The 23,189-nt window shown below is 73.7% G+C and carries 19 protein-coding genes, 1 tRNA gene and 1 pseudogene; 13 read left to right on the forward strand and 8 right to left on the reverse strand.

The annotated features are described in order from the left end of the window. Positions 1–173: 173 nt before the first annotated feature. Positions 174–1,541 (reverse strand): sensor histidine kinase, encoded by a 1,368-nt coding sequence (locus tag IE252_RS25130; RefSeq protein WP_190091747.1) that lies wholly within the window; start codon positions 1,539–1,541, stop codon positions 174–176. Continuing rightward, positions 1,538–2,239, reverse strand: coding sequence for a response regulator transcription factor (locus IE252_RS25135; RefSeq protein WP_190091748.1), 702 nt, complete (start codon positions 2,237–2,239; stop codon positions 1,538–1,540). Before IE252_RS25135 ends, IE252_RS25130 begins: the two co-directional genes overlap by 4 nt. 120 nt (positions 2,240–2,359) lie before the next feature. Here IE252_RS25135 and IE252_RS25140 point away from each other — a divergent pair, with 120 nt between their 5' ends. Beyond that, the gene (locus IE252_RS25140; protein ID WP_190091749.1) at positions 2,360–2,905 is read left to right on the forward strand and encodes a hypothetical protein; all 546 of its coding nucleotides are present in this window, start codon (positions 2,360–2,362) and stop codon (positions 2,903–2,905) included. 13 nt (positions 2,906–2,918) lie between these two features. Here IE252_RS25140 and IE252_RS25145 read toward each other — a convergent pair whose 3' ends face one another. Both IE252_RS25145 and IE252_RS25150 read right to left on the reverse strand, forming a co-directional pair. After that, complete coding sequence (locus tag IE252_RS25145) at positions 2,919–3,833, reverse strand: spermidine synthase (protein ID WP_190091750.1); 915 nt, start codon at positions 3,831–3,833, stop codon at positions 2,919–2,921. Positions 3,834–3,840: 7 nt separating this feature from the next. Then, complete coding sequence (locus tag IE252_RS25150) at positions 3,841–4,293, reverse strand: hypothetical protein (RefSeq protein ID WP_190091751.1); 453 nt, start codon at positions 4,291–4,293, stop codon at positions 3,841–3,843. A 230-nt stretch (positions 4,294–4,523) separates the two neighbouring features. On the opposite strand from IE252_RS25150, the gene IE252_RS25155 reads away from it, so the two are divergent. Then, positions 4,524–5,957 carry an NsdA family TPR-like regulatory protein gene (locus IE252_RS25155; RefSeq protein WP_190091752.1) on the forward strand — a complete coding sequence of 478 codons (1,434 nt, stop codon included), beginning with the start codon at positions 4,524–4,526 and terminating at the stop codon, positions 5,955–5,957. 106 nt (positions 5,958–6,063) lie between these two features. Here the strand turns inward: IE252_RS25155 and IE252_RS25160 are convergent, their stop codons facing one another. Beyond that, positions 6,064–6,669, reverse strand: coding sequence for a histidine phosphatase family protein (locus IE252_RS25160; protein ID WP_190091753.1), 606 nt, complete (start codon positions 6,667–6,669; stop codon positions 6,064–6,066). 193 nt (positions 6,670–6,862) lie between these two features. Between IE252_RS25160 and IE252_RS25165 the strand changes: the two genes are divergently transcribed. From IE252_RS25165 to IE252_RS25195, 7 genes and pseudogenes are all read left to right on the forward strand, one after another. After that, positions 6,863–7,744 carry a phosphatase PAP2 family protein gene (locus IE252_RS25165; RefSeq protein WP_190091754.1) on the forward strand — a complete coding sequence of 294 codons (882 nt, stop codon included), beginning with the start codon at positions 6,863–6,865 and terminating at the stop codon, positions 7,742–7,744. Continuing rightward, positions 7,641–8,876, forward strand: a complete 1,236-nt coding sequence (locus IE252_RS25170) for a hypothetical protein (RefSeq protein ID WP_373298609.1) — start codon at positions 7,641–7,643, stop codon at positions 8,874–8,876. Before IE252_RS25165 ends, IE252_RS25170 begins: the two co-directional genes overlap by 104 nt. Beyond that, positions 8,867–10,453: a hypothetical protein gene (locus IE252_RS25175; RefSeq protein ID WP_190091756.1), complete on the forward strand. Its 1,587-nt coding sequence runs from the start codon at positions 8,867–8,869 to the stop codon at positions 10,451–10,453. Before IE252_RS25170 ends, IE252_RS25175 begins: the two co-directional genes overlap by 10 nt. After that, on the forward strand, positions 10,450–11,793 hold the full coding sequence (locus IE252_RS25180) for an AAA domain-containing protein (protein WP_190091757.1): 1,344 nt from the start codon (positions 10,450–10,452) through the stop codon (positions 11,791–11,793). The genes IE252_RS25175 and IE252_RS25180 overlap by 4 nt, the downstream gene beginning before the upstream one ends. Before the next feature lie 114 nt (positions 11,794–11,907). After that, positions 11,908–12,249: a DUF8844 domain-containing protein gene (locus IE252_RS25185; RefSeq protein WP_190091758.1), complete on the forward strand. Its 342-nt coding sequence runs from the start codon at positions 11,908–11,910 to the stop codon at positions 12,247–12,249. Positions 12,250–12,569: 320 nt separating this feature from the next. Then, positions 12,570–13,179: pseudogene (locus IE252_RS25190) on the forward strand (bifunctional DNA primase/polymerase). Beyond that, positions 13,170–13,243: transfer RNA gene (locus IE252_RS25195), tRNA-Lys, on the forward strand. Before IE252_RS25190 ends, IE252_RS25195 begins: the two are co-directional and overlap by 10 nt. An 81-nt stretch (positions 13,244–13,324) precedes the next feature. On the opposite strand, the gene IE252_RS25200 is transcribed toward IE252_RS25195, so the two are convergent. Continuing rightward, positions 13,325–14,593, reverse strand: a complete 1,269-nt coding sequence (locus IE252_RS25200; protein ID WP_373298610.1) for a M6 family metalloprotease domain-containing protein — start codon at positions 14,591–14,593, stop codon at positions 13,325–13,327. A 330-nt stretch (positions 14,594–14,923) separates the two neighbouring features. Between IE252_RS25200 and IE252_RS25205 the strand changes: the two genes are divergently transcribed. Continuing rightward, entirely contained in the window at positions 14,924–16,783 is a 1,860-nt protein-coding gene (locus IE252_RS25205) for a putative bifunctional diguanylate cyclase/phosphodiesterase (RefSeq protein WP_373298611.1), read from the forward strand. A 242-nt stretch (positions 16,784–17,025) separates the two neighbouring features. On the opposite strand, the gene IE252_RS25210 is transcribed toward IE252_RS25205, so the two are convergent. After that, the gene (locus IE252_RS25210; RefSeq protein ID WP_190091759.1) at positions 17,026–18,729 is read right to left on the reverse strand and encodes a glycosyl hydrolase family 18 protein; all 1,704 of its coding nucleotides are present in this window, start codon (positions 18,727–18,729) and stop codon (positions 17,026–17,028) included. Positions 18,730–19,032: 303 nt separating this feature from the next. Then, a complete protein-coding gene (locus tag IE252_RS25215; protein WP_190091760.1) occupies positions 19,033–20,145 on the reverse strand; it encodes an LLM class flavin-dependent oxidoreductase in 1,113 nt (370 codons plus the stop codon). A gap of 87 nt (positions 20,146–20,232) precedes the next feature. Here IE252_RS25215 and IE252_RS25220 point away from each other — a divergent pair, with 87 nt between their 5' ends. From IE252_RS25220 to ehuC, 3 genes are read left to right on the forward strand one after another with little or no spacing between them, the layout of a single operon-like run. Next, complete coding sequence (locus IE252_RS25220) at positions 20,233–21,618, forward strand: amidase (protein ID WP_190091761.1); 1,386 nt, start codon at positions 20,233–20,235, stop codon at positions 21,616–21,618. 42 nt (positions 21,619–21,660) lie between these two features. After that, positions 21,661–22,515 carry an ectoine/hydroxyectoine ABC transporter substrate-binding protein EhuB gene (gene ehuB, locus IE252_RS25225; protein WP_190091762.1) on the forward strand — a complete coding sequence of 285 codons (855 nt, stop codon included), beginning with the start codon at positions 21,661–21,663 and terminating at the stop codon, positions 22,513–22,515. Then, positions 22,512–23,171: an ectoine/hydroxyectoine ABC transporter permease subunit EhuC gene (ehuC, locus tag IE252_RS25230; protein WP_190091763.1), complete on the forward strand. Its 660-nt coding sequence runs from the start codon at positions 22,512–22,514 to the stop codon at positions 23,169–23,171. Before ehuB ends, ehuC begins: the two co-directional genes overlap by 4 nt. Positions 23,172–23,189 lie beyond the last annotated feature (18 nt).

A 23,189-nucleotide genomic window follows, 5' to 3' on the forward strand; every position in this document is an offset into this window, starting at 1 on the left:
GGCGGGCGGCCGAGTTCTTTGTCTGCGGACCGTGCTGGGTTGCTCGCGCAGTTCCCCGCGCCCCTAGGTGGTCAGGGGCGCGGGGAACTGCGCGACCAGCCACCCACGGTCCGCAGCCGACGGACCCGGCCGTCCGCCGGAGGACTTTCGGGAAGGGGTGGGGTGGGGGTCACTCACGTCGGAGACGGGCGGCGCGGGCGGCGGCGGGCCCTGATCCGCGATGTCGGGCGTGGCGCGCCCAGGCCGATCCAGACGCGGACCTCCGTCCCGCCCAGCACCGACCGCCCCAACCGCACGTCACCCCCCGTCGACTCCGCCATCCGCCGCACGATGTCCAGGCCCAGGCCCGTCGAACCTCCGCCGCTGGACCCCCGCGCCAGCGCCGCCCGAGGATCCGCGATACCCGACCCCGCGTCCGAGACCAGCACGATCACCGCGTCCTCCCCGTTGTGGACGTCGACCGAGAACGCCGTCCCCTCCGGGGTGTGCCGGAACACGTTGCCGAGCATCGCGTCGAGCGCCGCGGCCAGTTCGGGCCGCGCGACCGGGATGCGGACCGGGCGTTCGACGCCCGCGAGCCGTACCTCCCGGCCCTCGTCCTCCGCCAGCGCCGACCAGAACGCCATCCGGTCCCGGATGACCTCGGACGCGTCGCACCCGGCGCCCGCCCCGGCGGGCTGGGTCTGCGGCTTGGCCTCCCGCGCCGTACGGATGATCGTGTCGACCTCGCGCTCCAACTGCTCGACGGCCGCCCGCGTCTGCTCGGCGGCGGGCCCCTCCCCCAGGGAAGCCGCGTTGAGCCGCAGCACCGTCAGGGGGGTGCGTAGTCGGTGCGACAGGTCCGCCGCCAACTCACGCTCGTTCGCGAGGAGTTGGACCACCTGATCCGCCATGGAATTGAAGGCCACCGCCGCCGAGCGCAACTCCGCCGGGCCCTCCTCCGGCACCCGCGCCCCCAGCTTCCCCTCCCCCAAGTCGTGCGCCGCCCCCGCCAGCCGCTGCGCCGGGCGCACCATCCGTACACCCAGGCGGTCCGCCACCGCCACCGAGCCGATGACGAGGGCGATGCCCACGCCCGCCAGGACCAGCCACGCCGTGGCCACGCCGTTGGTGACCTCGGCCTCGGGCACGTACACCTCGACGATCGCGATCTCGCCCGAGCTCAGCGCGGTCGGCTGGAGCAGGGTGGAGCCGCCGGGGACGCTGGAGATGTACGCGCGGACCACCTTCCGCGTCGCGTCCAGGTCCTTGCGCGGCGCCCGCCCCCGGCCGACCTCGACGGGCGCGCCGCCCGGCGCCGCCGGGACGTGCACGGCCATCCGGCCCGCCGCGCCCGCCTGGGTGGAGGCGACGGCCCGTTCGAGCGCGTCGCGGTCGGCGGTGATGGAGAGGGTCGGGCCGATCGCGGCGGCCTGCCGCTCGGCGTTGGAGAAGGCGCGGTCGCGGGCCATCTCCTTGATGACCAGGCCCAGCGGTACGGCGAAGGCGAGCACCACCATCAGCGTGACGGCGACCGCGACCTTCACCAGCGCCCACCTCATCGGCCGGGCTCCGACCGGGGTGGCTCCAGCTTCACACCCACCCCGCGCAGGGTGTGCAGATAGCGGGGTTGCGCGGCCGTCTCGCCCAGCTTCCGGCGCAGCCAGGACAGATGGACGTCGATGGTCTGGTCGTCGCCGTACGACTGCTGCCACACCTCGGCCAGCAGCTCCTTGCGCGGGACGACCACCCCGGGGCGCCCGGCGAGGAACGCCAGCAGGTCGAACTCGCGGCGGGTGAGGTCCAGCGGCAGGCCGTCCAGTTCGGCCTGGCGGCGCAAGGGGTCGATGGAGAGCCCGCCGACCCGTATCAGCGTCGGCGGCGGCTCGGCCCCGGCGGCCCGCGCGCGGCGCAGCACGGCCGTCATCCGGGCGGACAGGTGCTCCACCGAGAACGGCTTGACCAGGTAGTCGTCCGCGCCGTCGTTGAGCAGCCGCACGATCTCCGTCTCGTCGTCCCGCGCGGTCGCGATGATGACCGGTACGTCGGTGATGCCGCGCAGCATCTTCAGCGCCTCGGCCCCGTCGAGATCGGGCAGTCCGAGGTCGAGGACGACCACGTCGAACCGGAAATGGGCCACCTCGCGCAGCGCCTCGAGCGCGGTGCCGACGCTCCGTACGGTGTGGGAGGCCTCGGTGAGGTGGCGGATGAGGGCGGAGCGAACGAACTGGTCGTCCTCGACCACGAGCACACTTGCCATGGGCGGCACCGTACGCCATCCGCAGGACACCGGTCCCGGCCGGGACGGGAGCGGGCGGGCACAGGTGAGAGGGGACACGCGTGGGGCGCGTGGGGCAGTATGGCCCCCGTTATGACGCCCATGCACCGAGGAATCGTCCACGTCTGCGCCTGGTCGCTCGCCACCGGGGCGGCGGTCACGCTCTCCTGGTGGGGCGTCCACACGGTGATGGCCGGGACGGCGTACGACCCTCCGCGCGCGGTCCCGCTCACGGGCGACGGGCACACCACCCAGGGCGCGGTGCGGCCGCTGGCCTCCTCGACGCGACGGCCGAAGGACTCGCCGTCGCCGTCCGGACCTGGCAGCCCCTCGGCCACCCCCTCACAGCCGGGGGATGGGAAGCCGTCCGGGAGCCGTTCCCCCGCCGGGCCGTCCAAGTCGTCCCCTTCGTCCCGCTCTTCGGGGAACGTGAAGGGCTACAACGTCGCCGGCGGCCGGGTCGTCTTCGACATCGGCACCGCGTCGGCGGAGCTGGTGACGGCGACGCCGGACACGGGCTGGCAGATGCAGGTGTGGAAGCAGCCGACCTGGATCCGGGTCACCTTCAGCAAGGGCACGCGCGAGGTGTCGGTCTTCTGCACCTGGTACAACCACGCGCCCACGGTGGAGCTGGACGACCGGGGCTGACCGGCCGGTCCGCCTACCGGAACACCGACGGCGGCGGTACGGGAGAGGGCTTGGCGGTCGCGTCCGTCACCGGGGCCGCCCCGCCCGTGAAGTCGGCCAGCGCACGGCCGTGTTCGACGCGCCCCGGGTGCGGGTCGCTCGCGATGCGGCGGGTGAACTCGGCCACCGGCAGCGGCACGTCCGAGGCGAGCAGGACCGCGTTGCCGAACCGCTTGCCGCGCAGCACGGTCGGGTCGGCGGCGAGCGCCAGCTCGGGGAAGAGCGCGGCGGCGGTGGCTATCTGGGCGCGCAGATGCGCCAGCGGCGGCCCGTCGGCGAGGTTGGCCGCGTACATCCCGCCGGGCCGCAGCACCCGGCGCACCTCGCCCAGGAACTCGGTGCTGGTCAGGTGCGCGGGGGTGCGGGCGCCGCTGAAGACGTCGGCGACGACCAGGTCGGCCCAGCCGTCCGGGAGCTTGGCGAGCCCTTCGCGCGCGTCCAGGGAGCGCACCCGTATCCGCGCCTGCGGATCGAGCGGCAGCTCGCGGCGGACCAGGCCCACCAGGGCCGCGTCGACCTCGACGACCTGCTGGGTGGAGCGGGGGCGGGTGGCGGCCGTGTAGCGGGCGAGGGTGAGGGCGCCGCCACCCAGGTGCACCACCTGGAGGGGGCGGCCCGGCTCGGCGGCGAGGTCGATGACGTGGCCCAGGCGCCGCTGGTACTCGAAGGTGAGCCGCTCCGGCGCGTCCAGGTCGACGTGGGACTGGGGGGCGCCGTCGAGCAGCAGGGTCCAGCCGCGCGGCCGGTCCCGGTCCGGTATCAGCTCGGCGAGGCCGCCGTCGACCGCCTCCACGACGGCCTCCGGGGCGGCCGGACGACCGCGCCGCCCGCCCGGCGCGGCCTTCGGCCCGCCCTTCGCCCCGTTCTTCGTACCGCTTCGTGCCGCCATCCGACCATTATCGGCCGCCGGCCTCGGTGATGCCGTCCGCGGCCTCGATCAGCCGGGCCGCCTCGCCGAGCGCGACGCGCAGCACGGCGGGGTCGGTGACCGCCACCGCGTCCGGCGGCAGCAGCCAGCCGCCGCCGGAGACCGGCGGCTCGGCGGGCAGCCCCGGGATGCGCAGGCCCCGCCCGCTGGTCTCGGTGCAGGCGCTGCCCGGCACGTCCCAGGCGGCCGCGGTGCCGGGCGGCACCAGGAAGCCCAGGGTGTCGCAGGCGCCGTCGTGCACGACCGGGCCGACGGCCGCCGGGGCGACGGCGCGGCGCAGGATGTCCACCGCCTCCAGGCCCTGGCGCGCGGGCACGGTGACGAGGTCGCAGGGCTCCTCGCCGCCCGGCGGTCCGCTGACGTCCTGGGTGGGCCGGTGCCGCGCGGTCGTCGTGGTCGTCCCGGTGCCATTGATGTCCATGCCGGCCTCCAACAAGGCAACCCCCACGTGGTTTTTGCGGGTTGGCGGTATCCGCATGGTTCAACGCGGGTCCGTGTCAACGGCTACGGCGGTACGCCGCCGCAAAGGATGGCAGTTCATAGCAGATCGCGGGTGAGATATCCCTTTTGTAGCCAAACTCCGGTTGTCGGAGCCGATGTTGCCGGTACGTTCTTCCTCCGCACCACCCCGCCAAAGAGAGCTGCTGAGCCATGGCGACGTCAACGGATCCCCGTGCCGGGGCGAACTCCGCCGCACGGGCCCCCGAACGGGGTCCCGCCAAGGGCCCCAACACCGCGTTCCGGGAGCTGCGGGGGCAGCGCTCGCCGGGTGAGTTCGCGGCCGCGGTCCGCCGGGCGGCGCGCGAGATCGGTGAGCAGGTGGCCTGCGACGCGCGGTACGTCGGACGCGTGGAGGCCGGTGAGATCCGCTGCCCCAACTACGCGTACGAACGCGTCTTCCGGCACATGTTCCCGGGTTTGACGATGGCGGAGATGGGGTTCTCGGCCCGTGAGGCGGTACGGGGCCGGGGGGCGCGTGCGGGGTGTGGTGCGACCCCGTCGTACACGACGCATCCGGAACAGGACGACGGCACCACCGACCACGAAGCGGAACGTAACGACGAGGAGAGCGACGTGCTGCGTCGCGCATTCATGACCGGCGGCTCCGCCACCCTGGCGGCCGTCTCCCTGGGACTGCTCCCCGAGCACGCGGCGGCCGCGCCCCAGGACTGCGTACGGCAGCCGGTACGGCGGGTCGGCGAGGCCGAGGTGGGCGCGGTCGAGGAGGCGGTGCGGCGGATCCGGCTGCTCGACGACCGGCACGGCGCGAACGGGCTCTACCGCAGGGCCGCCCAGCCGCTGCGCACCGCGTACGCGCTGCTCGACGCGGGCACCGCGCGCCGCTCCACGGCCGACCGGCTGCACGCGGGCGCCGGGGAGCTCGCCATCTCGGTGGGCTGGCTCGCCCATGACTCGGGCCACTACGAGGAGGCTCGCTCGCACTACGCGGAGGCGCTCGCGACCGCCCGGCTGGCGGGCGACCCGGCCCTTGAGGCGCACGCTTTCTGCAATATGTCGTTCCTGGCCAGGGACGCGGGGCGGCCGCGCGAGGCGCTGCGGGCCGCGCAGGCGGGCGGGCGGGCCGCACGCCGCCTCGGCTCGCCCCGGCTGCTCGCGCTGCTGAGCCTGCGGGAGGCGGGCGGCTGGGCCGGGCTCGGGGACCGGGGGGCGTGCGAGCAGTCGCTCGCCCGGGCGCACGCGCTGTTCGGGCGCGGGCCGGCCGAGCGGGACCCGGAGTGGATGACGTTCTTCGTGGAGGCCGAGCTGGAGATGCTGGAGGCGCAGTGCTGGTCGGCGCTGGGCGACTGGCCGCGCGCGGCCCGGCACGCCCGCCGCGCGGCCTGCCTCCAGGATCCGCACTTCGCCCGCAACCTGGCGCTGTACCGCGCGGAACTCGCCGACGACCTGGCCCGCGCGGGCGCCCCCACGGAGTCGGCGGCGGCGGGCCACCAGGTCCTGGACCTCCTCCCCGAGGTCCAGTCCACCCGAATCCAGGCCATGCTGGCCGACACGGCCCGCATCCTGGCACCCCATGCGACGTGCCCGGAGGTGGCGACGTTTCTGGACAGGAGGGCGACGGTGTGAATTCAGCCCCTCCGGCGCTTCCAGGGGCGCGGGGAACTGCGCGAGCAACCCACCACCGGGCCGCAGACGAACGCGGGGTCCGGGGCGAAGCCCCGGTGAAGGGGGCTTACACCTCCAAGTGGCCCGTGTCGTTCCACCGCTCCACCGCCGGCGCCCCGTACGCCCACCCCAGCACCGACAGCGACGTCGGATCGAGCTTGATCCGGGCCGCGAAGCCGATCGGCTCGCCGAGCCAGCGCGCCGCGATCGACCGCAGGATGTGCCCGTGCGCAAAGACCAGCACGTCCCGCGAGGCGGACCGTGCCCACTCCACGACCTCGTCCGCCCGTGCCGACACCTGCGCCAGCGTCTCGCCGCCCTCGACCCCGTCGCGCCAGATGAACCAGTCGGGCCGCCCCGCCTTGATCTCGGCCGGGGTGAGCCCCTCGTACGCCCCGTAGTCGAACTCCATCAGCGCGTCCCAGTCGGTCGCCCGCTCGCCGAACCCGGCCAGGTCGCACGTCTCACGCGCGCGTACCAGCGGGCTGGTGCGGACCTCGACGTCCGCCAGGCCGTCCCAGGGCGCCCGGTGCAGCCGCTCGCCGAGCAGCTTCGCGCCCCGGCGGCCCTCTTCGAGCAGCGGGATGTCGGTACGGCCGGTGTGCTTGCCCAGGAGCGACCACTCGGTCTGCCCGTGCCGGGCGAGCAGGATGCGCGGTTCGGCGGCTGGCATGTCAGGTCACTCCCTGGTGCGCGTGCAGTACGCCGAAGTTCGGCGGAGGTTCACCTCCATCATCGCGCACCCTTCCGGCCCTCCTCCGCGTCCTTCGGGGGTGGGTGCGAATGCGCGCTCACGACCCCCGTACGGTTGAACACCTGAACGGGGCCCGAAGGGGCCCTGAAGACGAGATGGAGAGGGTCCGGAGATGCAGCACCCCGCGCCTCGGCCCCGCTGGTGGACCGAGCTGCCGCTCATCGCCATCGTCTATGCCGCCTATTCGGCGGGCCGCCTCCTGGTGAGCGGCAGCGAGTCGCAGGCAGTGGATCACGGCCTGGCGATCCTGCGCATAGAGAAGTACCTGCACATCAACGCCGAGCACCCGCTCAACCGGCTCTTCACCCGCACCCCGTCGCTCGGCATACCCGCCGACTTCGCCTACGCGTCGCTGCACTACCTGGTGACGCCCGCGATCCTGGTGTGGCTGTTCCGGCGGCGCCCGGTGCAGTACCGCGCCGCCCGCACCTGGCTGATGCTCTCCACCCTGATGGGGCTGGTCGGCTTCTCGCTGCTGCCGACCTGCCCGCCGCGCCTGCTGGATGCCTCGCACGGGTTCGTCGACACGATGGCGCAGTACAGCTCGTACGGCTGGTGGGGCGGCGACGCCAGCGCGCCGCGCGGCATGGGCGGCATGACCAACCAGTACGCGGCGATGCCGAGCCTGCACGTGGGCTGGGCGCTGTGGTGCGGCGTGATGCTGTGGCGGTTCGGCGGCCGCCGCTGGACCCGGGTCCTGGGCGTCGCGTACCCGCTGACCATCACGTTCGTGGTGATGGGCACCGCCAACCACTATCTGCTCGACGCGGTCGCCGGGGCGGCCGTGATGGGGCTCGGCCTGCTGCTTTCGCGGCCCGCGATGCGGCTCGCGGACGCGGTACGCGCCCGGGTCGCACCCGGCACGTTCGGCGCACGGGCCCCGATTGTCAGTGCCGGATGCAAGACTTCCACGGGTGAGCGAATCCCAGGGCAGCGCGCGTCCGACGACTCCACCGCGGGAGCGGACGACAGCCATCCGTCAGCGGCTCGCTGAGCTGCGCGGACCCACCGCGGTGCCGCGCCCGCTGGACGCCCGGGCGCTGGCGGCCCTGGCCGCCAACCCGGGCTGCCGCCGGCGCGCGCTGCTCGACGGGGCGGGCGTCGACAAGGGCGCGCTCGCCGAGGCGCTGGGCTCCCCGTCGGCGGCGTTCGGCCAGTCCCAGTTCGCCATCGCGCGCGGCAACACGTTCGAGTCCCGGGTGAAGTCCGACGGCGGTACGGAACTGCTGCGGCTGCTGCACGAGCACACCGGCGGCGAGGCCCCGAAGGACGCGGCCGTGCCCGACCTGGCCGCCGCCGGTCCCGAGGGCCGGGCCGCGAGGACCGCGCTGGCCCTGCGGGAGGCGACGGCTGCGGGCGGCTGGACGCTCCTGGACCACCCGATGCTGGCCCTGGAGGTGGCGGGCTCGCCCGCCTATCTGGAGCCGGACGCGGTGGTGGTCGCCCCCGACGGCCGCTGGACGGTCGTCGAGATCAAGTCCTTCCCTATGATCGACGCGGCCGCCGACCCGTCCAAGGTCGGCGCGGCGGCCCGCCAGGCGGCGGTGTACGTGCTGGCCCTCGAGCGGGTGGCGGGCCTGCTGGGCGACACCCCCGGCCCCGCCGACCGCGTCGCGCACTCGGTGCTCCTGGTCTGCCCCAAGGACTTCTCCAACCTGCCGACCGCCTCGCTCGTCGACGTCCGCAAACAGCTGTCGGTGACCCGGCGCCAGCTGGCCCGGCTCACCCGGATCGAGGAGATCGCCGACGCCCTGGCGCCCGGTGCCAGCTTCGCGCTCGACCGGCCCGCCCCCGAGCTGACCGAGACCGTCGAGTCGGTCCCGGCGGCGTACGCACCGGAGTGCCTGGCCGCCTGCGAGCTGGCCTTCCACTGCCGCGACCGGGCCCGCGCGGTGGACGCGGTGACGGCGCTCGGCCGGGGCCTGCGGGCCGAGCTGGGCGGGCTGGGCGGGCTGGGCGGGCTGGGCGGGCTGGGCGGGCTGACGAGCGTCGGCGCGGTCCTGGACGCCGCGCGCGGCCGTGCGGGCGACCCGTCGGACCCGGCGGTGGCGGCGCTGCGCAGGGCGGCCGCCCTGCGGGCCGAGGCGCTGGAAGGCGCGGCCGCGGGAGGCGCCGTATGTCGCTGATCGCCACCCTGGCCCGCCTTGAGGCCGTCGAGACCGGGCGGGCCGCACCGCTGGCCACCGTCCGCCACCGGCACCTGTCCGAGCGCCCGCTCGTCCTCGTCCCGCTGACCACCTCCGGAGAGGCGGGCGCGCCGCTCGGTGCGCTCGTCGGCACCGACCGCGAGGCGCCCCGGCTGCTCGTCGTGCCGCAGCCGCGCGACCGCGAGCTGCGGTTCGCCTTCCTCGCCGAGCTGGCCGACGCGGTCCTGCCGCACCTGGACGCGTACGCGGACGAGGTGGAGGCCGCCGAGCGCAACGAGACCGACCCGGAGACCGGCAAGAAGGTCAAGGTCGAGGTCGAGCTGTGCGCCGACGCGCCGCAGATCGTGGTGCCGGGCCGGGCCGCGATCGACTTCGTCCGGCTGCTGGGCCGGTCCATGCGCTTTCGCCGGACCGCCGAGCAGGACCCGGACACCCCGCACCCCGCGCCGCCGCGCGTCCCGCTGCTCGGCCGCTGGCTGACGCACTACGGGGAGCGCGCCCGCGTCCCCGGCTCCGCGCTGCTGCTCGCCGCAACCGACCTGCTGGGCAGGCACTGGGCGACCGGCCAGTCCAGCCTGGAGGACCAGCACCTGGGGGCGCTGCTCGCCTGGATCGACCCGCCCGAGGGCGCGAGCGGCGCCGAGGCGGCCCTGCGGGCCGAGCTCGCCCGGGACGGGGACGGCCAGCTGCTGTGCCCGCCCGCGGGCCCCGCCACCGACCCGGCCTTCGACAACAAGCTGCTCGCCCCGGCGATCGACCGCTACGACCGCGCCCGCCAGGCGCTGTACGCGGCGCAGGACGGCGAGGCGGCCGACGCGCGCCTGGGCGACCTGACCCGGGCCGAGCAGGAGATCCGCCGGCTGGTCGGGGAGCAGCTGCGGCCCACCTGGGAGGCGGTGTGGCAGTCCCTGGACCTGCTGCGGGAGCTGCCAGGGGCGCCGCGCACGGCGGACCGCTGGACCCGCGACCGCTGGTCGTTCACCGCGCACCGGGACCGGGTGCGGGCCGGTGAGCCTCCGCAGCCGCGCCGCGACGACGCGGTGACGGCGGCCGCCAAGCTCGCCTCGCGCGAGACCGCGCAGGCCCAGCTGGAGGCGCAGGAGGCGCTGGACGACCCGCTGGTGATGGCGGGGCGGCGGCTCGCCGGGGAGGCGTTCGCGGGCGAGGTCGTCGACGTGGTGATGGCCTGGTCGGAGTCGAAGCGGCCGAGCCCGCGCCCGCTGGTCACCGTCCGCACCGACGACGCGCCGCACCTGGCCGAGCGGGCCAAGGTGTTCCGCTCGCTGGACGGCAAGCCCCAGTCGGCGGAGTTCGTGGGGTACCAGGCGGACGGCGCGCTCGTGCTGCGGCTGCTCGACAAGATGGGCCGGAGCAAGGACCCGGCGCCCGGCTCGGTGCCGGAGAAGGGCGACCGGGTGTGCTGGACGCTCTTCGAGCACGACCAGCGCGGCGGGCCCAGGCTGCCCGACCCGGAGGCCACCCCGTGGACCCACGGCGGCCCGCCGGGCACGGACGCGGAACACCCCGACCCCCTCACCCCGGAGGACCTGCTGTGACCGTCGCCGAGCGCGGCTTCGACCCGGGTGCGGCGGCGGCCGAGGCCACCGGGCGGATCCTGCACGACACCCTCCACGGGCAGGCCCGGGGCGTCGTCGTGGACTCACCGCCGGGCGCCGGGAAGTCGACGCTGGTGGTGCGCGCGGCGCTCGAACTTGCCGCGGCGGGGCGCCCGTTGATGGTGGTGGCGCAGACCAACGCCCAGGTCGACGACCTTGTCGTCCGGCTCGCGGAGAAGGAGCCCGACCTGCCGGTGGGCCGCCTCCACAGCAGCGACGCCGACCCGTACGACAAGTCCCTGGACGACCTCCCGAACGTACGGAAGTCGTCGAAGGCCGGTGATCTGGCGGGCCTGGACGTGGTGCTCTCGACGGCCGCGAAGTGGGCGCACGTCAAGGACGTCGAGCCGTGGGGGCACGCGATCGTGGACGAGGCGTACCAGATGCGCTCGGACGCGCTGCTCGCCGTGGCCGGGCTGTTCGAGCGGGCGCTGTTCGTGGGCGACCCGGGCCAGTTGGACCCGTTCGCGATCGCCGACTCCGGGCAGTGGGCGGGGCTGTCCTACGACCCGTCGGCGAGCGCGGTGACGACGCTGCTCGCGCACAACCCCGAGCTGCCGCAGCACCGGCTGCCGGTCTCCTGGCGGCTGCCCGCGTCGGCGGCGCCGCTGGTCTCGGACGCGTTCTACCCGTACACCCCGTTCCGCAGCGGTACGGACCACGGCGACCGGCGGCTCTCCTTCGGCGTCCCGTCCGACGGCTCGGCGCCGGACGGGGCGCTCGACGAGGCGGCCGAGGCGGGCTGGGCCCTCCTTGAGCTGCCAGCCCGGCACACCCCGCGCACCGACCCGGAAGCGGTACGGGCGGTGGCCCAGGTCGTCCGCAGGCTCCTCGACCGGGGCGGCGCGGCGACCAGCGAGCGCTCCCCCGATCCGGTGCCGCTGACGGCCGCGCGGATAGCGGTCGGCACGGCCCACCGCGACCAGGCGGCGGCGGTGCGGGCGGCGCTCTCGGAGCTGGGGGTGACGGGGGTCGCGGTGGACACGGCGAACCGGCTCCAGGGCCGCGAGTTCGACGTGACGGTGGTCCTGCACCCGCTGTCGGGGCGCCCGGACGCGACGGCGTTCCACCTGGAGACGGGCCGCCTGTGCGTCCTGGCCTCCCGGCACCGGCACGCCTGCATCGTGGTGTGCCGCGCGGGCGTCACGGACCTGCTCGACGAACACCCCTCGACCGAGCCGGTCCAACTGGGCGTGACGGTGAAGTTCCCGGACGGCTGGGAGGCGAACCACGCGGTGCTGACGCATCTGGGGGAGCACCGGGTGGTGTGGCGGCCGTAGGGGCGCGGTGGGGGGCGCTCGGGGTTGGGCGAGGCCCCCTTGCGGGGAGCGCGACAATGGAGGGTGGCCCGGGGCGGACTCCGGGCCGTTGAACTGCGGCAGGAGGAGACCCCGATGGCGGAGCCCGAGCGGAAAGAGCAGCGGCTGAGGCCGGCGCCGTTGCTGTTCGAGCCGGCCGAGGCCGCCGCCGATCCGGAGCACTTCTTCGACCTGGAGTCGATCGAGGACCCCCGGGAGCTGCTGTCGCGCTCCACGGAGCTGGCGCTGGCGTTCCGCGCGGCGGCGGACCGGGCGGTGGAGTTCCAGGCGATCGCGGCGGCCCAGCTGGCCGACCCGCGCCGCTTCGACCGCCTCACGGCGGCGGACATCGCGGGGCGGGCGCAGTGGACCGAGGACTACGCGAAGAAGATGGTGGAGTTCGGTCGGGATCTGGCCCGGGGGGCGGATTCGCACTGAGCGATGCCCGGTCTTCGTCTGCGGCTGAGTGGGTGGCTGGTCGCGCAGTTTTCCGCGCCCCTAGGTAGTCCGCCGCAGCCGGAGAATCCAGCTCAGCCACAGGCTTTTAGGGGCGCGGGGAACTGCGCGACCAGTTGGGGACGGCCCGCAGACGAACACCGGCCCGATAAGGGGCGCGCGACCAGCCCGCCACCCAGCCGCAGACAAAGTCCGGGCACATATGCCAGCGGCCGCGCAAGATACACCTCACCGCCCCACCCTGTCCCGGTTTCCGGTAATCCGGCCGGACGGGCGCGGCCGGGGCCGTAAATCTGGTGCGTATGAGCACATTGCAGCGCGACGAGGCCCTGCTCCCCCTCGACCCCGACGGTGTCGACGGCGTCGGCGACGTGACCCCCGACGGCGCCGCCTGGCTGGCCTCCGCCGCGCCGTATCCGCGCAGCACCCTCGCCCTGTGGGAGGACCGGCCCGGCGCCCCCGCCGTCCTCCCGTGCGGCGCGGCCTTCGACGTGGTCAACGTGCCCGCCGTCTTCGGGCGCCGGATGCTCGACCTGCTGTGGGGCACGGGAGCCGGCTCCGGGCCCGTCGCCCTGCACCGGGGCCGGATGCTGCTCTTCGCCGCCCCCGGCACCGCCCACCGGCTGCCCGCCCTGCTCGGCTGGGAGGAGTGGGCCGAGGTGCCGCCGCCGCTCTGCCACGGCACCGGCGACGCGGTCACCGTGCCGGGCCTGGCGCGCCCCGAGCACCCCGGCGCCGCCCGCTGGCTGGTCGCCCCGGACACCCGGCACCCCTGGCTCCCGGGCCCCGACGTACTGCTCTGGGCCTGCGTCCGGGCCGCCCGGGACACCCACCCCGGCCGACCGGCGCTTATCGATTTTTCCTCCCGCCGATCAGGATGCTAAGGTCTACGACGTCAGCAGGCGCCGCTAGCTCAGTTGGTTAGAGCAGCTGACTCTTAATCAGCGGGTCCGGGGTTCGAGTCCCTGGCGGCGCACAGACGGAAAAGGCCCCTCGCGCAAGCGGGGGGCCTTTTCGTGTCCAGGAGCGGACGGCACGAACACCACAAGCGCCACGCCTACGGCGTGACCCGCACCGTCCACCCCCCCGACCGCGTCCGCCCCGTCGCCTCGATCCGGATCCCGTCCCCCGGCACGGTGAACGTCTCACCCACGTTCAGCGGCGCGTCCGCCAGCGCCGGGTAGACCGAGTGCTCCCAGCACGCCCCCGAGTCCGGGTGCGTGTCGAGGACCTCGACAGGGCCGGTCCCCGACGCCGACTCGCTGCGGACCCGGTAGATCAGCAGGCCCGCCGTACAGGTCGTCCGGTCGTTGCCCGCCGAGTCCCGCGCCTCGATCGCGACCGCGCTGTCCTCCGAGGTCCGCACGACCGCGAGCCGGACCCCGCCCGGACCCACCCGTACGGGCGACTCCGAGAGCGGCGCCAGGGTCAGCCGGGTGGACCCGCGCGTCGCCACGCACGCCACCTGGCGCCGGTCCAGCCACCCCAGCTTCCACTTCTGCCAGCCGAACAGGTCCGGCGCCATCCCGAACTGGCTGCCCATCACGTCCCAGTCCCCGACGTACGTGTCCCAGTCGCCCTTGCCGTCCATCGGGCGGTGGTAGAGGTCCGGCAGGTCGAAGACGTGCCCGGTCTCGTGGGCCAGCACGTTGCGGTCCGGCGGGTGCTGCTCGAAGACCGTGACGACCCGCTTCAGGTCCGTCCCGTCGACCCGCAGCGGACGGTCGAAGTTGACGACCTTCGTGGCGTCCGAGTCGACGCCCGGCGCGTACGGGTCCGCGACCAGGTAGACGATGTCGTACGCGGAGAAGTCCACCGTCGGATCGGCCGCCGTGACGGCGTCGCGCAGGTACTCGGTGCGCCGGTCGGCGTCCCAGTCGCGCTGTATCCGGTACGCGGTGGACGGCTTCGGCATCCGCACCCAGTCCGGCTGCGGATGCGCCTTGAGGCGGAACTTCCCGTACGAGGCACGGGCGAAGAAGTCGCTGGTCGCGGGGAAATAGTCGGCGGCCAGGTCCTTGGGGGCGGAGACCGGCGCCGAGTCCGGGAAGGAGAGGAAGACCATCACCGCGTTGAGCGTGCGCACCGGGCGCGGATAGGCGGTGTTCCAGGTGTCCACTCCGAGCGAGTGGTGTGCGGCGGTACGGGGCAGGGCGCAGGGGATCGCGGATCGGGCGGCCACGGCGGGGCCCGCCACGAGGGTGGTGGCGGCGACCGCCGTCAGGGAGGTGAGCGCGGCGGCGGCACTGCGCAGCCGGGCACGCTCCACTCCCCCGGGTGTCAGCTGACGATCCACGTCGACCTCCGGGTGCGGAATGCGGGACACCTCACCCACCTTGTGGTGGTTTGTGGGATTACGCCCTGTTCCGCTGCCCCAGGTGGGTGAGGGGCCCGACACCAGCCCGACACCCCGACGCCTTACAGAAAGTCACAATCGGTCACACGAGGATCGCCGCTGGCCAGGCGCGTGCAGAAACGATCGGCCTCGGCCCTCCGGTGCGCATGATCACGGTCGTGGAGCTGGATCGGCCGTTGCGCCTGCCTCTATGATCGGCACACTTTCCTGCGTGGATTCAGCCCCGGGCGGCTGTCGTCCACCCGTCCGACGGCCCCGACCACATCTCTGTACGACTCGAATGCACAGCGGGAGCGAGCGGTGAGCGGAACCCCCGAAGGACCGGGAGCAGCCCCCGGGACCATGCGGCCGCCGGTCACAGAGCGTCATCCGAAGGGGCCCGAGCGGCCCGTCGGCCTACCGCCCGAACGTCACGCGGTCGGGCGCACCACGGCCGAGCCGCGCGACTACCGCGCGGCCTTCGAGGCGGCCCATCTGGCGATGGCCGTCGTCGACCGGGACGGCACGGTGACCGCCGTCAACACCGCGCTGGCCGAACTGCTCGGCTCCGAGCCCGCCGCGCTGTGCGGGCAGGCCGCCGCCGATCTCGTGGACCTCGCCGCCGACGCCCGCACCTGGCACATCTACCAGGAGGTGCTGGGCGGCAGCCGCTCCCGGTTCCGCTGCACCCGGCGCCTCAAGCACCCCGACGGGCACTCGCTGTGGGCCGAGGTCACCGTCTCGCCGGTGCGCGACAGCCCCGGCGCGCTGCTCTCCATCACCGACATCAGCGACCGCCGCGAGCTCCAGGCGCGGCTGCGCCACCTCCAGATGCACGACCCGGTGACCCGGCTGCCCAACCGCACGCTGTTCTTCGAGCGGCTCGCGGGCGCCATGGAGGCCTCCACGTACGGGCGCGGGGGCACCGGCCGGATCGGGATCTGCTACCTCGACCTCGACGGCTTCAAGGCCGTCAACGACACCCTGGGCCACCGCATCGGCGACCGGCTCCTGTCGGCGGTCGCGGCCCGCCTCACGCACTGCGCCGACCAGTGCGGCTACGCCCGCAGCGGCGGGCACCTGGTGGCGCGCCTGGGCGGCGACGAGTTCGCGGTCCTGGTCGAGGACTCGACGGGGACCGAGCAGCTGGCGGACCTGGCGCAGTCCGTACTGGCCGTGCTCCAGCAGCCGTTCGACCTCGCCGGGCAGCGGCTGTCGGTCTCGGCGTCGATCGGCGTGGTGGAGCGGGCGGTCGCCGGGACGACGGCGACGGGTCTGATGCAGGACGCCGACACGACCCTGTACTGGGCCAAGGCCGACGGGAAGGCCCGCTGGACGCTCTTCGACCCGGAGCGCAACGCGCACCGGATGACCCGTCAGGCGCTCTCCTCGACGCTGCGGCCGGCCGTGGAGCGCGGCGAGTTCGGGCTGGAGTACCAGCCGCTGGTGGACATGGCGGACGGGGTCGTGGAGGGCGTCGAGGCGCTTGTCCGATGGAACCATCCGCAGTTCGGCACACTTGCGCCGAATCGGTTCATCGGAATTGCGGAAGAGGACGGCTCGATCGTCCAGCTCGGCCGCTGGGTGCTGCGGACGGCCTGCCAACAGGCGCGCCGCTGGCAGATCGAGCATCCCGGGGTGCCGCCGATCTTCGTGAGCGTGAACGTGGCCGTGCGCCAGGTCTGGGACTCCGACCTGGTCGCGGACGTGGCGGAGATCCTGGCCGAGACGGGCCTGGCGCCGCACCTGCTGCAGCTGGAGCTCACCGAGTCCGCCGTGATGGGCTCGGCGGGCCGCCCCCTCCAGGCCCTCCAGGCGCTGTCCGACATGGGCGTACGGATCGCGATCGACGACTTCGGCACGGGTTACTCCAACCTCGCGTACCTCTCCCGCCTCCCGGTCTCCGTCCTGAAGCTCGACGGCTCCTTCGTCCGCGGCTTCCAGTACGACGAGGGCGGCACGCACCCCAACCCCGCCGACGAGACGATCGTCGAGGCGATGGTCCAGCTGGCCCACCGCCTGGGCCTGAAGGTGACGGCCGAGTGCGTCGAGACGTCCCACCAGGCGGGCCGCCTACGCCGCATCGGCTGCGACACGGGCCAGGGCTGGCTGTACTCGCGAGCGGTACACCCCGAACTGATCGGAACGATGCTGGGGGATCCGGGGTTCGTCTGCGGCTGAGTGGGGGGCTGGTCGCGCAGTTCCCCGCGCCCCTGGAAGCGCCCCTGCGGGGCGCCCAGGGGATTGCCGCGGAGCGGCATCCTTAGGGGCGCGGGGAACTGCGCGACCAGCCATCCACGGTCCGCGGACGAAGCGACCCGGCCGCCCGCCAGAGGGCTTAAGGGAACGGGCGGGGTGGGGAAAGGAAAACCGCCCCACCCCCGGCACGGGGTGAGGCGGCTTTCCCCCCAAGGGGGCTCAATTCAGCACGCGCCCAGGTCCTGCCACACGCCCCACTCCCCGGTCGTCCCCGGCTCCTCCCCCTGCGTCCACCACTTGGCCTTCCAGTTGTGGCCCTTGTGGGAGACCTGCGTACCACCGGTGTACGTACCGGCCTTGTCCCAGGCCGCAGCCGTGCACCCGGACGTCGGCGGGGTGGTCGGCGGAGTCGTGGGCGGCGTCGTCGGCGGAGTGGTCGGCGGAGTCGTCGGGTCCGGCGTGGAGGACGGCGACGAACCCACCGCCGTCACGATCTGGTTCAGCAGCGTCGTCTTGTCGTCGAGCCCGAGCAGCGAGTACATCATCGCGCCCGCCAGCCCCCGGCTGTGCGCGTAATCCGCCCGCGCCTGGATCGACTTCTGGTTCAGACCGGTGAAGAACTCGCCGTCCTTGTAGAAGTAGGACGCCTTCGCCTGGTCGTCCCAGAACGTCGTCGACGCGTTGTCGACGATCCCGCCCAGCTCCTTGTAGTGGGCGATCCCCGGCTGCTGGCTCAGCGGCCGCGCCCCGGACGGACCGGTCGCGGTCTGGGCGAGGCCGTTCGCGGAGCCCGCCGGGACGCCCTTCCAGCCGCGGTAGTAGAACTCGTACCCCAGCGTCAGCTTGTTCGCCGGGAACCCGCCAGCGATCCCGTACGCCGCGTTCCCGTCCAGCCACGAGTCGACCGCGCCCGCGATCGAGTACTTCTGGGTGCCCGGCTTGATGACGTCCGTGGGGTCGTTCGCGCCCGAGTACAGCGGCGACTGGTGGTACGTCGGCCCGTCGCCGTCCCAGGCGCCGTGCATGTCGTACGTCATGATGTTGGCGTAGTCGAGGTACTGCCCGACCTTGTCGGTCTCGATGTTCTTGATCTTGTCCTGGCCGGCCGGCATCGCCGCCGTCAGCAGGTACTTCTTGCCGCCGTGCGCCGCCCCGTACTCATCGAGCTGCTTGCGGAACTCGGCGAGCAGCAGCGTGAAGTTCTGCTTGTCCTCGGCGGCGTAGTGGTTGCCGAGGTGGCCGTCGGGCGAGCCCGGGTACTCCCAGTCGATGTCGATGCCGTCGAAGATCCCGGCGGCGGAGCCGGGGCCGCCGTAGCCGCCCTCGACCGGCAGGTCGCCCTGGATGTACTGCTTGATGCAGGACGCCACCAGCTTCTTGCGGCTCGCGTCGGTCTTGGCCGCGTCCGAGAAGTACTTGGAGTAGCTCCAGCCGCCGATCGAGATGTTGATCTTCAGCTTGGGGTACTTGGCCTTCAGTTCCTTGAACTGGTTGAAGACGCCGACGATGGGCTGGTCCCACTTGTCGGCGGTGCCGTCCACGCTGTCGGCGGCGCTGAAGGACTTCTGGTAGTCGGCGTACGAGTCGCCCGCGCCGTCACCGGCACTGGCGTTGTTGTCGTCCCCCGCCGCCTTGTTGGCCTCGAAACAGGTGAGGTCGGTGGGGTGGATGTTGCCGAACGAGTAGTTGATGACGTCCAGCTTGCCCGCGATGCCCCGGGTGTCGAGGTGCTTGGGGTAGAAGGCGTTCCCGTACACGCTCCACTGGTCGTAGTACGCGATCTTCACGCCACCGGTGGACGCGGCGACGTTCTGCGCGTCCGCGGCGGAGGCGGAGCCTGCCGGGCCGAGGCCCGCGAAGGCGGCCAGCGCGCCGGCGGCGAGCGTCGCGGTCGTGAGGGCTGCGGCTAGAGGTCTGCGGACGGGCACGGTCGGCCTCCGGGGGTGAGCGGAACGGCGGTTGGAGCAGTGATAGCGATCACGCCAGGGCCGCGTCAATGGTCTGAACCAAATTGAGGACTAGACCAATTTGAGTGCGAAACCGCTTGTCAGGGGGGTGGAGCGGACGCACGAACCGCCCGCCACCATCGGTGACGAGCGGTTTAAGGCTGGCTTATGGATCTTGGGCGGGCCGGTGAACGGGTTGGACCACCGCCCCCGCGAAATCCAGGATTTACCGGCCGGTGATCGCCGCGTGGGCGCTCCGGTGAGCACCGCGCGGCGCCCCCGTGGTCACGCGGTGGGCGCCCCGTACACGTCCGCGATCAGCTCGTAGGAGCGCAGCCGCGCCTCGGGCCCGTGCGCGTTCGCGGTCAGCATCAGCTCGTCCGCGCCGGTCCGCTTCTGGAGCGCGTCGAGCCCGTCGCGCACCTCTTCGGCGGTCCCGGAGACCACGTTGGCGAGCCAGCCGTCGACGAACTCCCGCTCCAGCGGGCTGAAGGAGTACGCGGCGGCCTCCTCCGGCGTCGGCACGAGCCCCGGGCGGCCGGTGCGCAGCCGCACCATCGACAGGGCGTTGGTGAGCGTCTGGCGGCGCGCCTCCTTCTCGTCGTCGGCGGCCAGCGCCGAGACGCCGATCAGCGCGTACGGCTGGTCGAGCACCTCGGACGGCCGGAACGACTCGCGGTAGAGGTCGAGCGCGGGCACGGTGTTGGCGGCCGAGAAGTGGTGCGCGAACGCGAACGGCAGGCCCAGCACCCCGGCCAGCCGGGCGCTGAAGCCGGAGGAGCCGAGCAGCCAGATCGGCGGGCGCCCGCCGGGGCCCTGCACCGGGCCGGGGACGGCGTGGATCTTCGCGTACGGGTGCCCGTCGGGGAAGTCGTCGTCCAGGAACCTGGTCAACTCGGCCAGCTGCTGCGGGAACTCGTCCGCACCCTCGTCGAGGTGGTCCGTGCGGCGCAGGGCCGCCGCCGTCGCGCCGTCGGTGCCGGGCGCGCGCCCCAGGCCCAGGTCGACGCGCCCCGGAGCCAGCGCCTCCAGGGTGCCGAACTGCTCCGCGATCACCAGCGGCGCGTGGTTGGGCAGCATGACGCCGCCGGAGCCGAGCCGGATGCGCTCGGTGTGGGCGGCGAGGTGGGCCAGGATGACGGCCGGGGACGAGGAGGCGACGCCGGGCATGGAGTGGTGCTCGGCGACCCAGTGGCGGGTGAAGCCGCGCCGCTCGGCGAGCCGCGCGATCTCCACGCTGGTGCGCAGGGCCCTGGTCGCGGTGTAGCCGCTGCCGACCGTCACCAGGTCCAGCACGGACAGGGGCACGGGCGCACTGCCGAACGCCGTCCCTCGAATGTCGTCCACGTCCACCGGTCCGCTCCTCCAGTTCGTGCCGTACGGATACGCAAGGCACAAACAGGAGGCAGTCTCCGTTTTATTCCCGGCAGGTCCGCCGCCCGCCCCGCCCGCTGTCGATCAGCAAACGCGGGTACGAACCCGGGCATGACCGATCCGACGACAGGCCCCACCTCACTCGCCGATCTGACTGCCCGTCAACTCATGGCCGGATACGGCAGGAACGACTTCTCCCCGGTCGACGCGGTCCGGGCGGTGCTGGAGCGGACCGCCGCCGTACAGCCCCGGCTCAACGCGTTCGTCCGGGTCGACGCCGAGGCCGCGCTCGCCCAGGCCGAGGCGTCCGCCGCCCGCCGACGGGCCGGGGAGCCGCTGGGGCTGCTCGACGGGGTGCCGGTGTCCGTCAAGGACTCGCTCCCGGTGGCCGGCGGCCCGACCCTGCGCGGCTCCACGGCCCCGCCGGGACCGGGGCCCTGGGACGTGGACGCGCCCGCCGTGGCGCGGCTGCGCGAGCACGGGGCGGTGTTCGTGGGGAAGACCACGATGCCCGAGTTCGGATGGAAGGGGGTCACCGACTCGGCGCTCTCGGGGATCACCCGCAATCCGCACGACCCCTCCCGCACGGCGGGCGGCTCCAGCGGCGGCAGCGCGGCGGCGGTGGCGGCCGGGGCGGCGCCGCTCTCGCTGGGCACCGACGGCGGCGGCTCGGTGCGCATCCCCGCCGCGTTCTGCGGGGTCCTCGGGCTGAAGCCCACCTACGGGCGGGTGCCGATGTTCCCGCCGAGCCCCTTCGGGTCGCTGGCGCACATCGGGCCGCTGGCGCGGGACGCGGCCGACACGGCGCTGCTGCTCGACGTGATCAGCGGCGCCGACTGGCGCGACTGGTCGGCGAACGCGCCCGTCGAGCCGGTCTCGCCGGGCCTGGCGGAGGGCGTGAAGGGCCTGCGGATCGCGTACTCGCCGTCCTTCGGCGGCCAGGTGGCCGTGCGCCCCGAAGTCGCGGCGGCGGTACGGGCGGCGGTGACCCGGCTCACCGGGCTCGGCGCGTACGTCGAGGAGGCGGACCCGGACTTCGCGGACCCGGTGGCCGCCTTCCACACGCTGTGGTTCACGGGCGCGGCGCGCATCGTGGAGCGGCTCCCGTCGGAGCGGCGGGCGGCCCTGGAGCCGGGCCTGCGGGAGATCGCGGAGCAGGGCGCGCGGTACACGGCGCTCGACTACCTGGCCGCGCTCGACGTCAGGGCGGCCCTCGGCTACCGCATGGCCCGCTTCCACCACACCTACGACCTGCTGGTCACACCGACCCTGCCGATCACCGCGTTCGAGGCGGGCGCGGAGCTCCCCAAGGGCTCCGGCCTGCGGCGATGGACCGGGTGGACCCCGTTCACGTACCCCTTCAACATGACCTGCCAGCCCGCCCTCACGGTCCCCGTCGGCACGGACGCGGCGGGCCTGCCCATCGGCCTCCAGCTGGTCGCCGCGCGGCACCGCGACGACCTGGTGCTGAGGGCGGCGTACGCACTGGAGGGCTGACCGGGAGGAATGGCGGCGTCGAACGCGGGTAGCGGCGCCGCCATGGTTCGAGCAACTGCACGACGAACGTTTCTGGCCTCAGGCGTCGGCGCGGCCCTCGCCGTCGCCGGCTGCTCCCGGGTGCCCGACGGCGACGCGCTCGGGCGCCTCAGATCGCAGGGCACGGTACGGCTGGGGATCGCCGGAGAGGTTCCGTACGGCTATGTCGACGAGGACGGCCGGTTCACCGGGGAGGCGCCGGAACTCGCCAAAGTGATCTTCAAGCGGCTCGGCATCGACCGCGTCCAGCCCGTCGCCACCGACTTCTCCTCGCTCATCCCCGGCCTCAACTCCCAGCAGTTCGACGTCGTCTCGGCCGGGATGTACATCAACAAGGAGCGCTGCGCGCAGGTCCTCTTCGCCGACCCCGAGTACCAGATGCTCGACGCGTTCATCGTGCGCAAGGGCAACCCCAAGGGGCTGCACACGTACGAGGACGTGGTGCGCACCCGCGCCCGCTTCGCCACCGGGACCGGCTACGCGGAGATCCAGTACGCGGCCGCCGCCGGGATACCGGAGAAGGACATCGTCATCCTCCAGGACCAGGTCGCCGGGCTGAACGCGGTGGAGTCCGGCCGCGTCGACGTGTTCGCCGGGACCGCGCTGACCACCCGCGCGGTGGTGCGCAAGAGCGGCCGCGCCGAGACCACCGCCCCCTTCGCCGCCGTCGTCGACGGCAGGCAGAAGGTCGACGGCGGCGGCTTCGCCTTCCGGCCCACCGACACCACGCTGCGCGACGCGTTCAACACCGAGCTGCACAAGCTGCGCTCCAGCGGCGAACTCTTCCGGATCCTGCGGCCGTTCGGCTTCACCCGGGCCGAGATGACCACCCTCACCGCCAAGGAGCTGTGCCGATGACGGCCGGACTGTGGCAGCACTGGGTGCTGCCGGGCATCTGGATCACCGTCCAGCTGACCGTGTACAGCGCGGCGCTGGCCGCCGCCGTCGCCTTCGGGATCGGCATGGCCCGCACCCACCGCTCCCGGTTCGTGCGGTTCCTGGCCGGCTTCTACACCGAGGTCTTCCGGGGCACCTCCGCCCTGGTCCTGATGTTCTGGCTGTTCTTCGTGCTGCCGCCGCTGGTGGGCTGGCAGCTGGTGCCGATGTGGGCGGCCGTCCTGGCGCTCGGCCTCTCCTACGGGGCGTACGGCGCGGAGATCGTCCGGGGCGCGCTGAACGCCGTCGCGCCCGCCCAGCGCGAGGCGGGCATCGCGCTGAGCCTCACGCCGTGGCAGCGGATGCGGCTGGTGCTGCTGCCGCAGGCGGTGCCGGAGATGCTCCCGCCGTTCTGCAACCTGCTGGTCGAGCTGCTCAAGGGCACCGCCCTGGTCTCGCTACTCGGCGTCGGCGACGTGTCGTTCGCCGCGTACCTGGTCCGGCTCGCCACCCAGGACAGCGCGCAGATCTACAGCGCCACCCTCGTCGTCTACTTCGTCCTCGCCTTCGGGATCACCCGGGGCATGAAGGCGCTGGAGCGCCGCACCAAGGCCAATCTGGGGGTGACGGTCAAGTGACGTACTCGGCTGGGGCGG

The sequence above is a fragment of the Streptomyces melanogenes genome (assembly GCF_014649795.1).
In the GTDB taxonomy this organism is placed as follows: domain Bacteria; phylum Actinomycetota; class Actinomycetes; order Streptomycetales; family Streptomycetaceae; genus Streptomyces; species Streptomyces noboritoensis.

Excerpts from the sequence above, each read along its gene's own strand:
- IE252_RS25130 (WP_190091747.1), bottom strand. The coding sequence starts at position 1,541 with ATGAGGTGGGCGCTGGTGAAGGTCGCGGTCGCCGTCACGCTGATGGTG.
- IE252_RS25135 (WP_190091748.1), bottom strand. The coding sequence starts at position 2,239 with ATGGCAAGTGTGCTCGTGGTCGAGGACGACCAGTTCGTTCGCTCCGCC.
- IE252_RS25140 (WP_190091749.1), top strand. The coding sequence starts at position 2,360 with ATGCACCGAGGAATCGTCCACGTCTGCGCCTGGTCGCTCGCCACCGGG.
- IE252_RS25145 (WP_190091750.1), bottom strand. The coding sequence starts at position 3,833 with ATGGCGGCACGAAGCGGTACGAAGAACGGGGCGAAGGGCGGGCCGAAG.
- IE252_RS25150 (WP_190091751.1), bottom strand. The coding sequence starts at position 4,293 with ATGGACATCAATGGCACCGGGACGACCACGACGACCGCGCGGCACCGG.
- IE252_RS25155 (WP_190091752.1), top strand. The coding sequence starts at position 4,524 with ATGGCGACGTCAACGGATCCCCGTGCCGGGGCGAACTCCGCCGCACGG.
- IE252_RS25160 (WP_190091753.1), bottom strand. The coding sequence starts at position 6,669 with ATGCCAGCCGCCGAACCGCGCATCCTGCTCGCCCGGCACGGGCAGACC.
- IE252_RS25165 (WP_190091754.1), top strand. The coding sequence starts at position 6,863 with ATGCAGCACCCCGCGCCTCGGCCCCGCTGGTGGACCGAGCTGCCGCTC.
- IE252_RS25175 (WP_190091756.1), top strand. The coding sequence starts at position 8,867 with ATGTCGCTGATCGCCACCCTGGCCCGCCTTGAGGCCGTCGAGACCGGG.
- IE252_RS25185 (WP_190091758.1), top strand. The coding sequence starts at position 11,908 with ATGGCGGAGCCCGAGCGGAAAGAGCAGCGGCTGAGGCCGGCGCCGTTG.
- IE252_RS25220 (WP_190091761.1), top strand. The coding sequence starts at position 20,233 with ATGACCGATCCGACGACAGGCCCCACCTCACTCGCCGATCTGACTGCC.
- ehuB (WP_190091762.1), top strand. The coding sequence starts at position 21,661 with ATGGTTCGAGCAACTGCACGACGAACGTTTCTGGCCTCAGGCGTCGGC.
- ehuC (WP_190091763.1), top strand. The coding sequence starts at position 22,512 with ATGACGGCCGGACTGTGGCAGCACTGGGTGCTGCCGGGCATCTGGATC.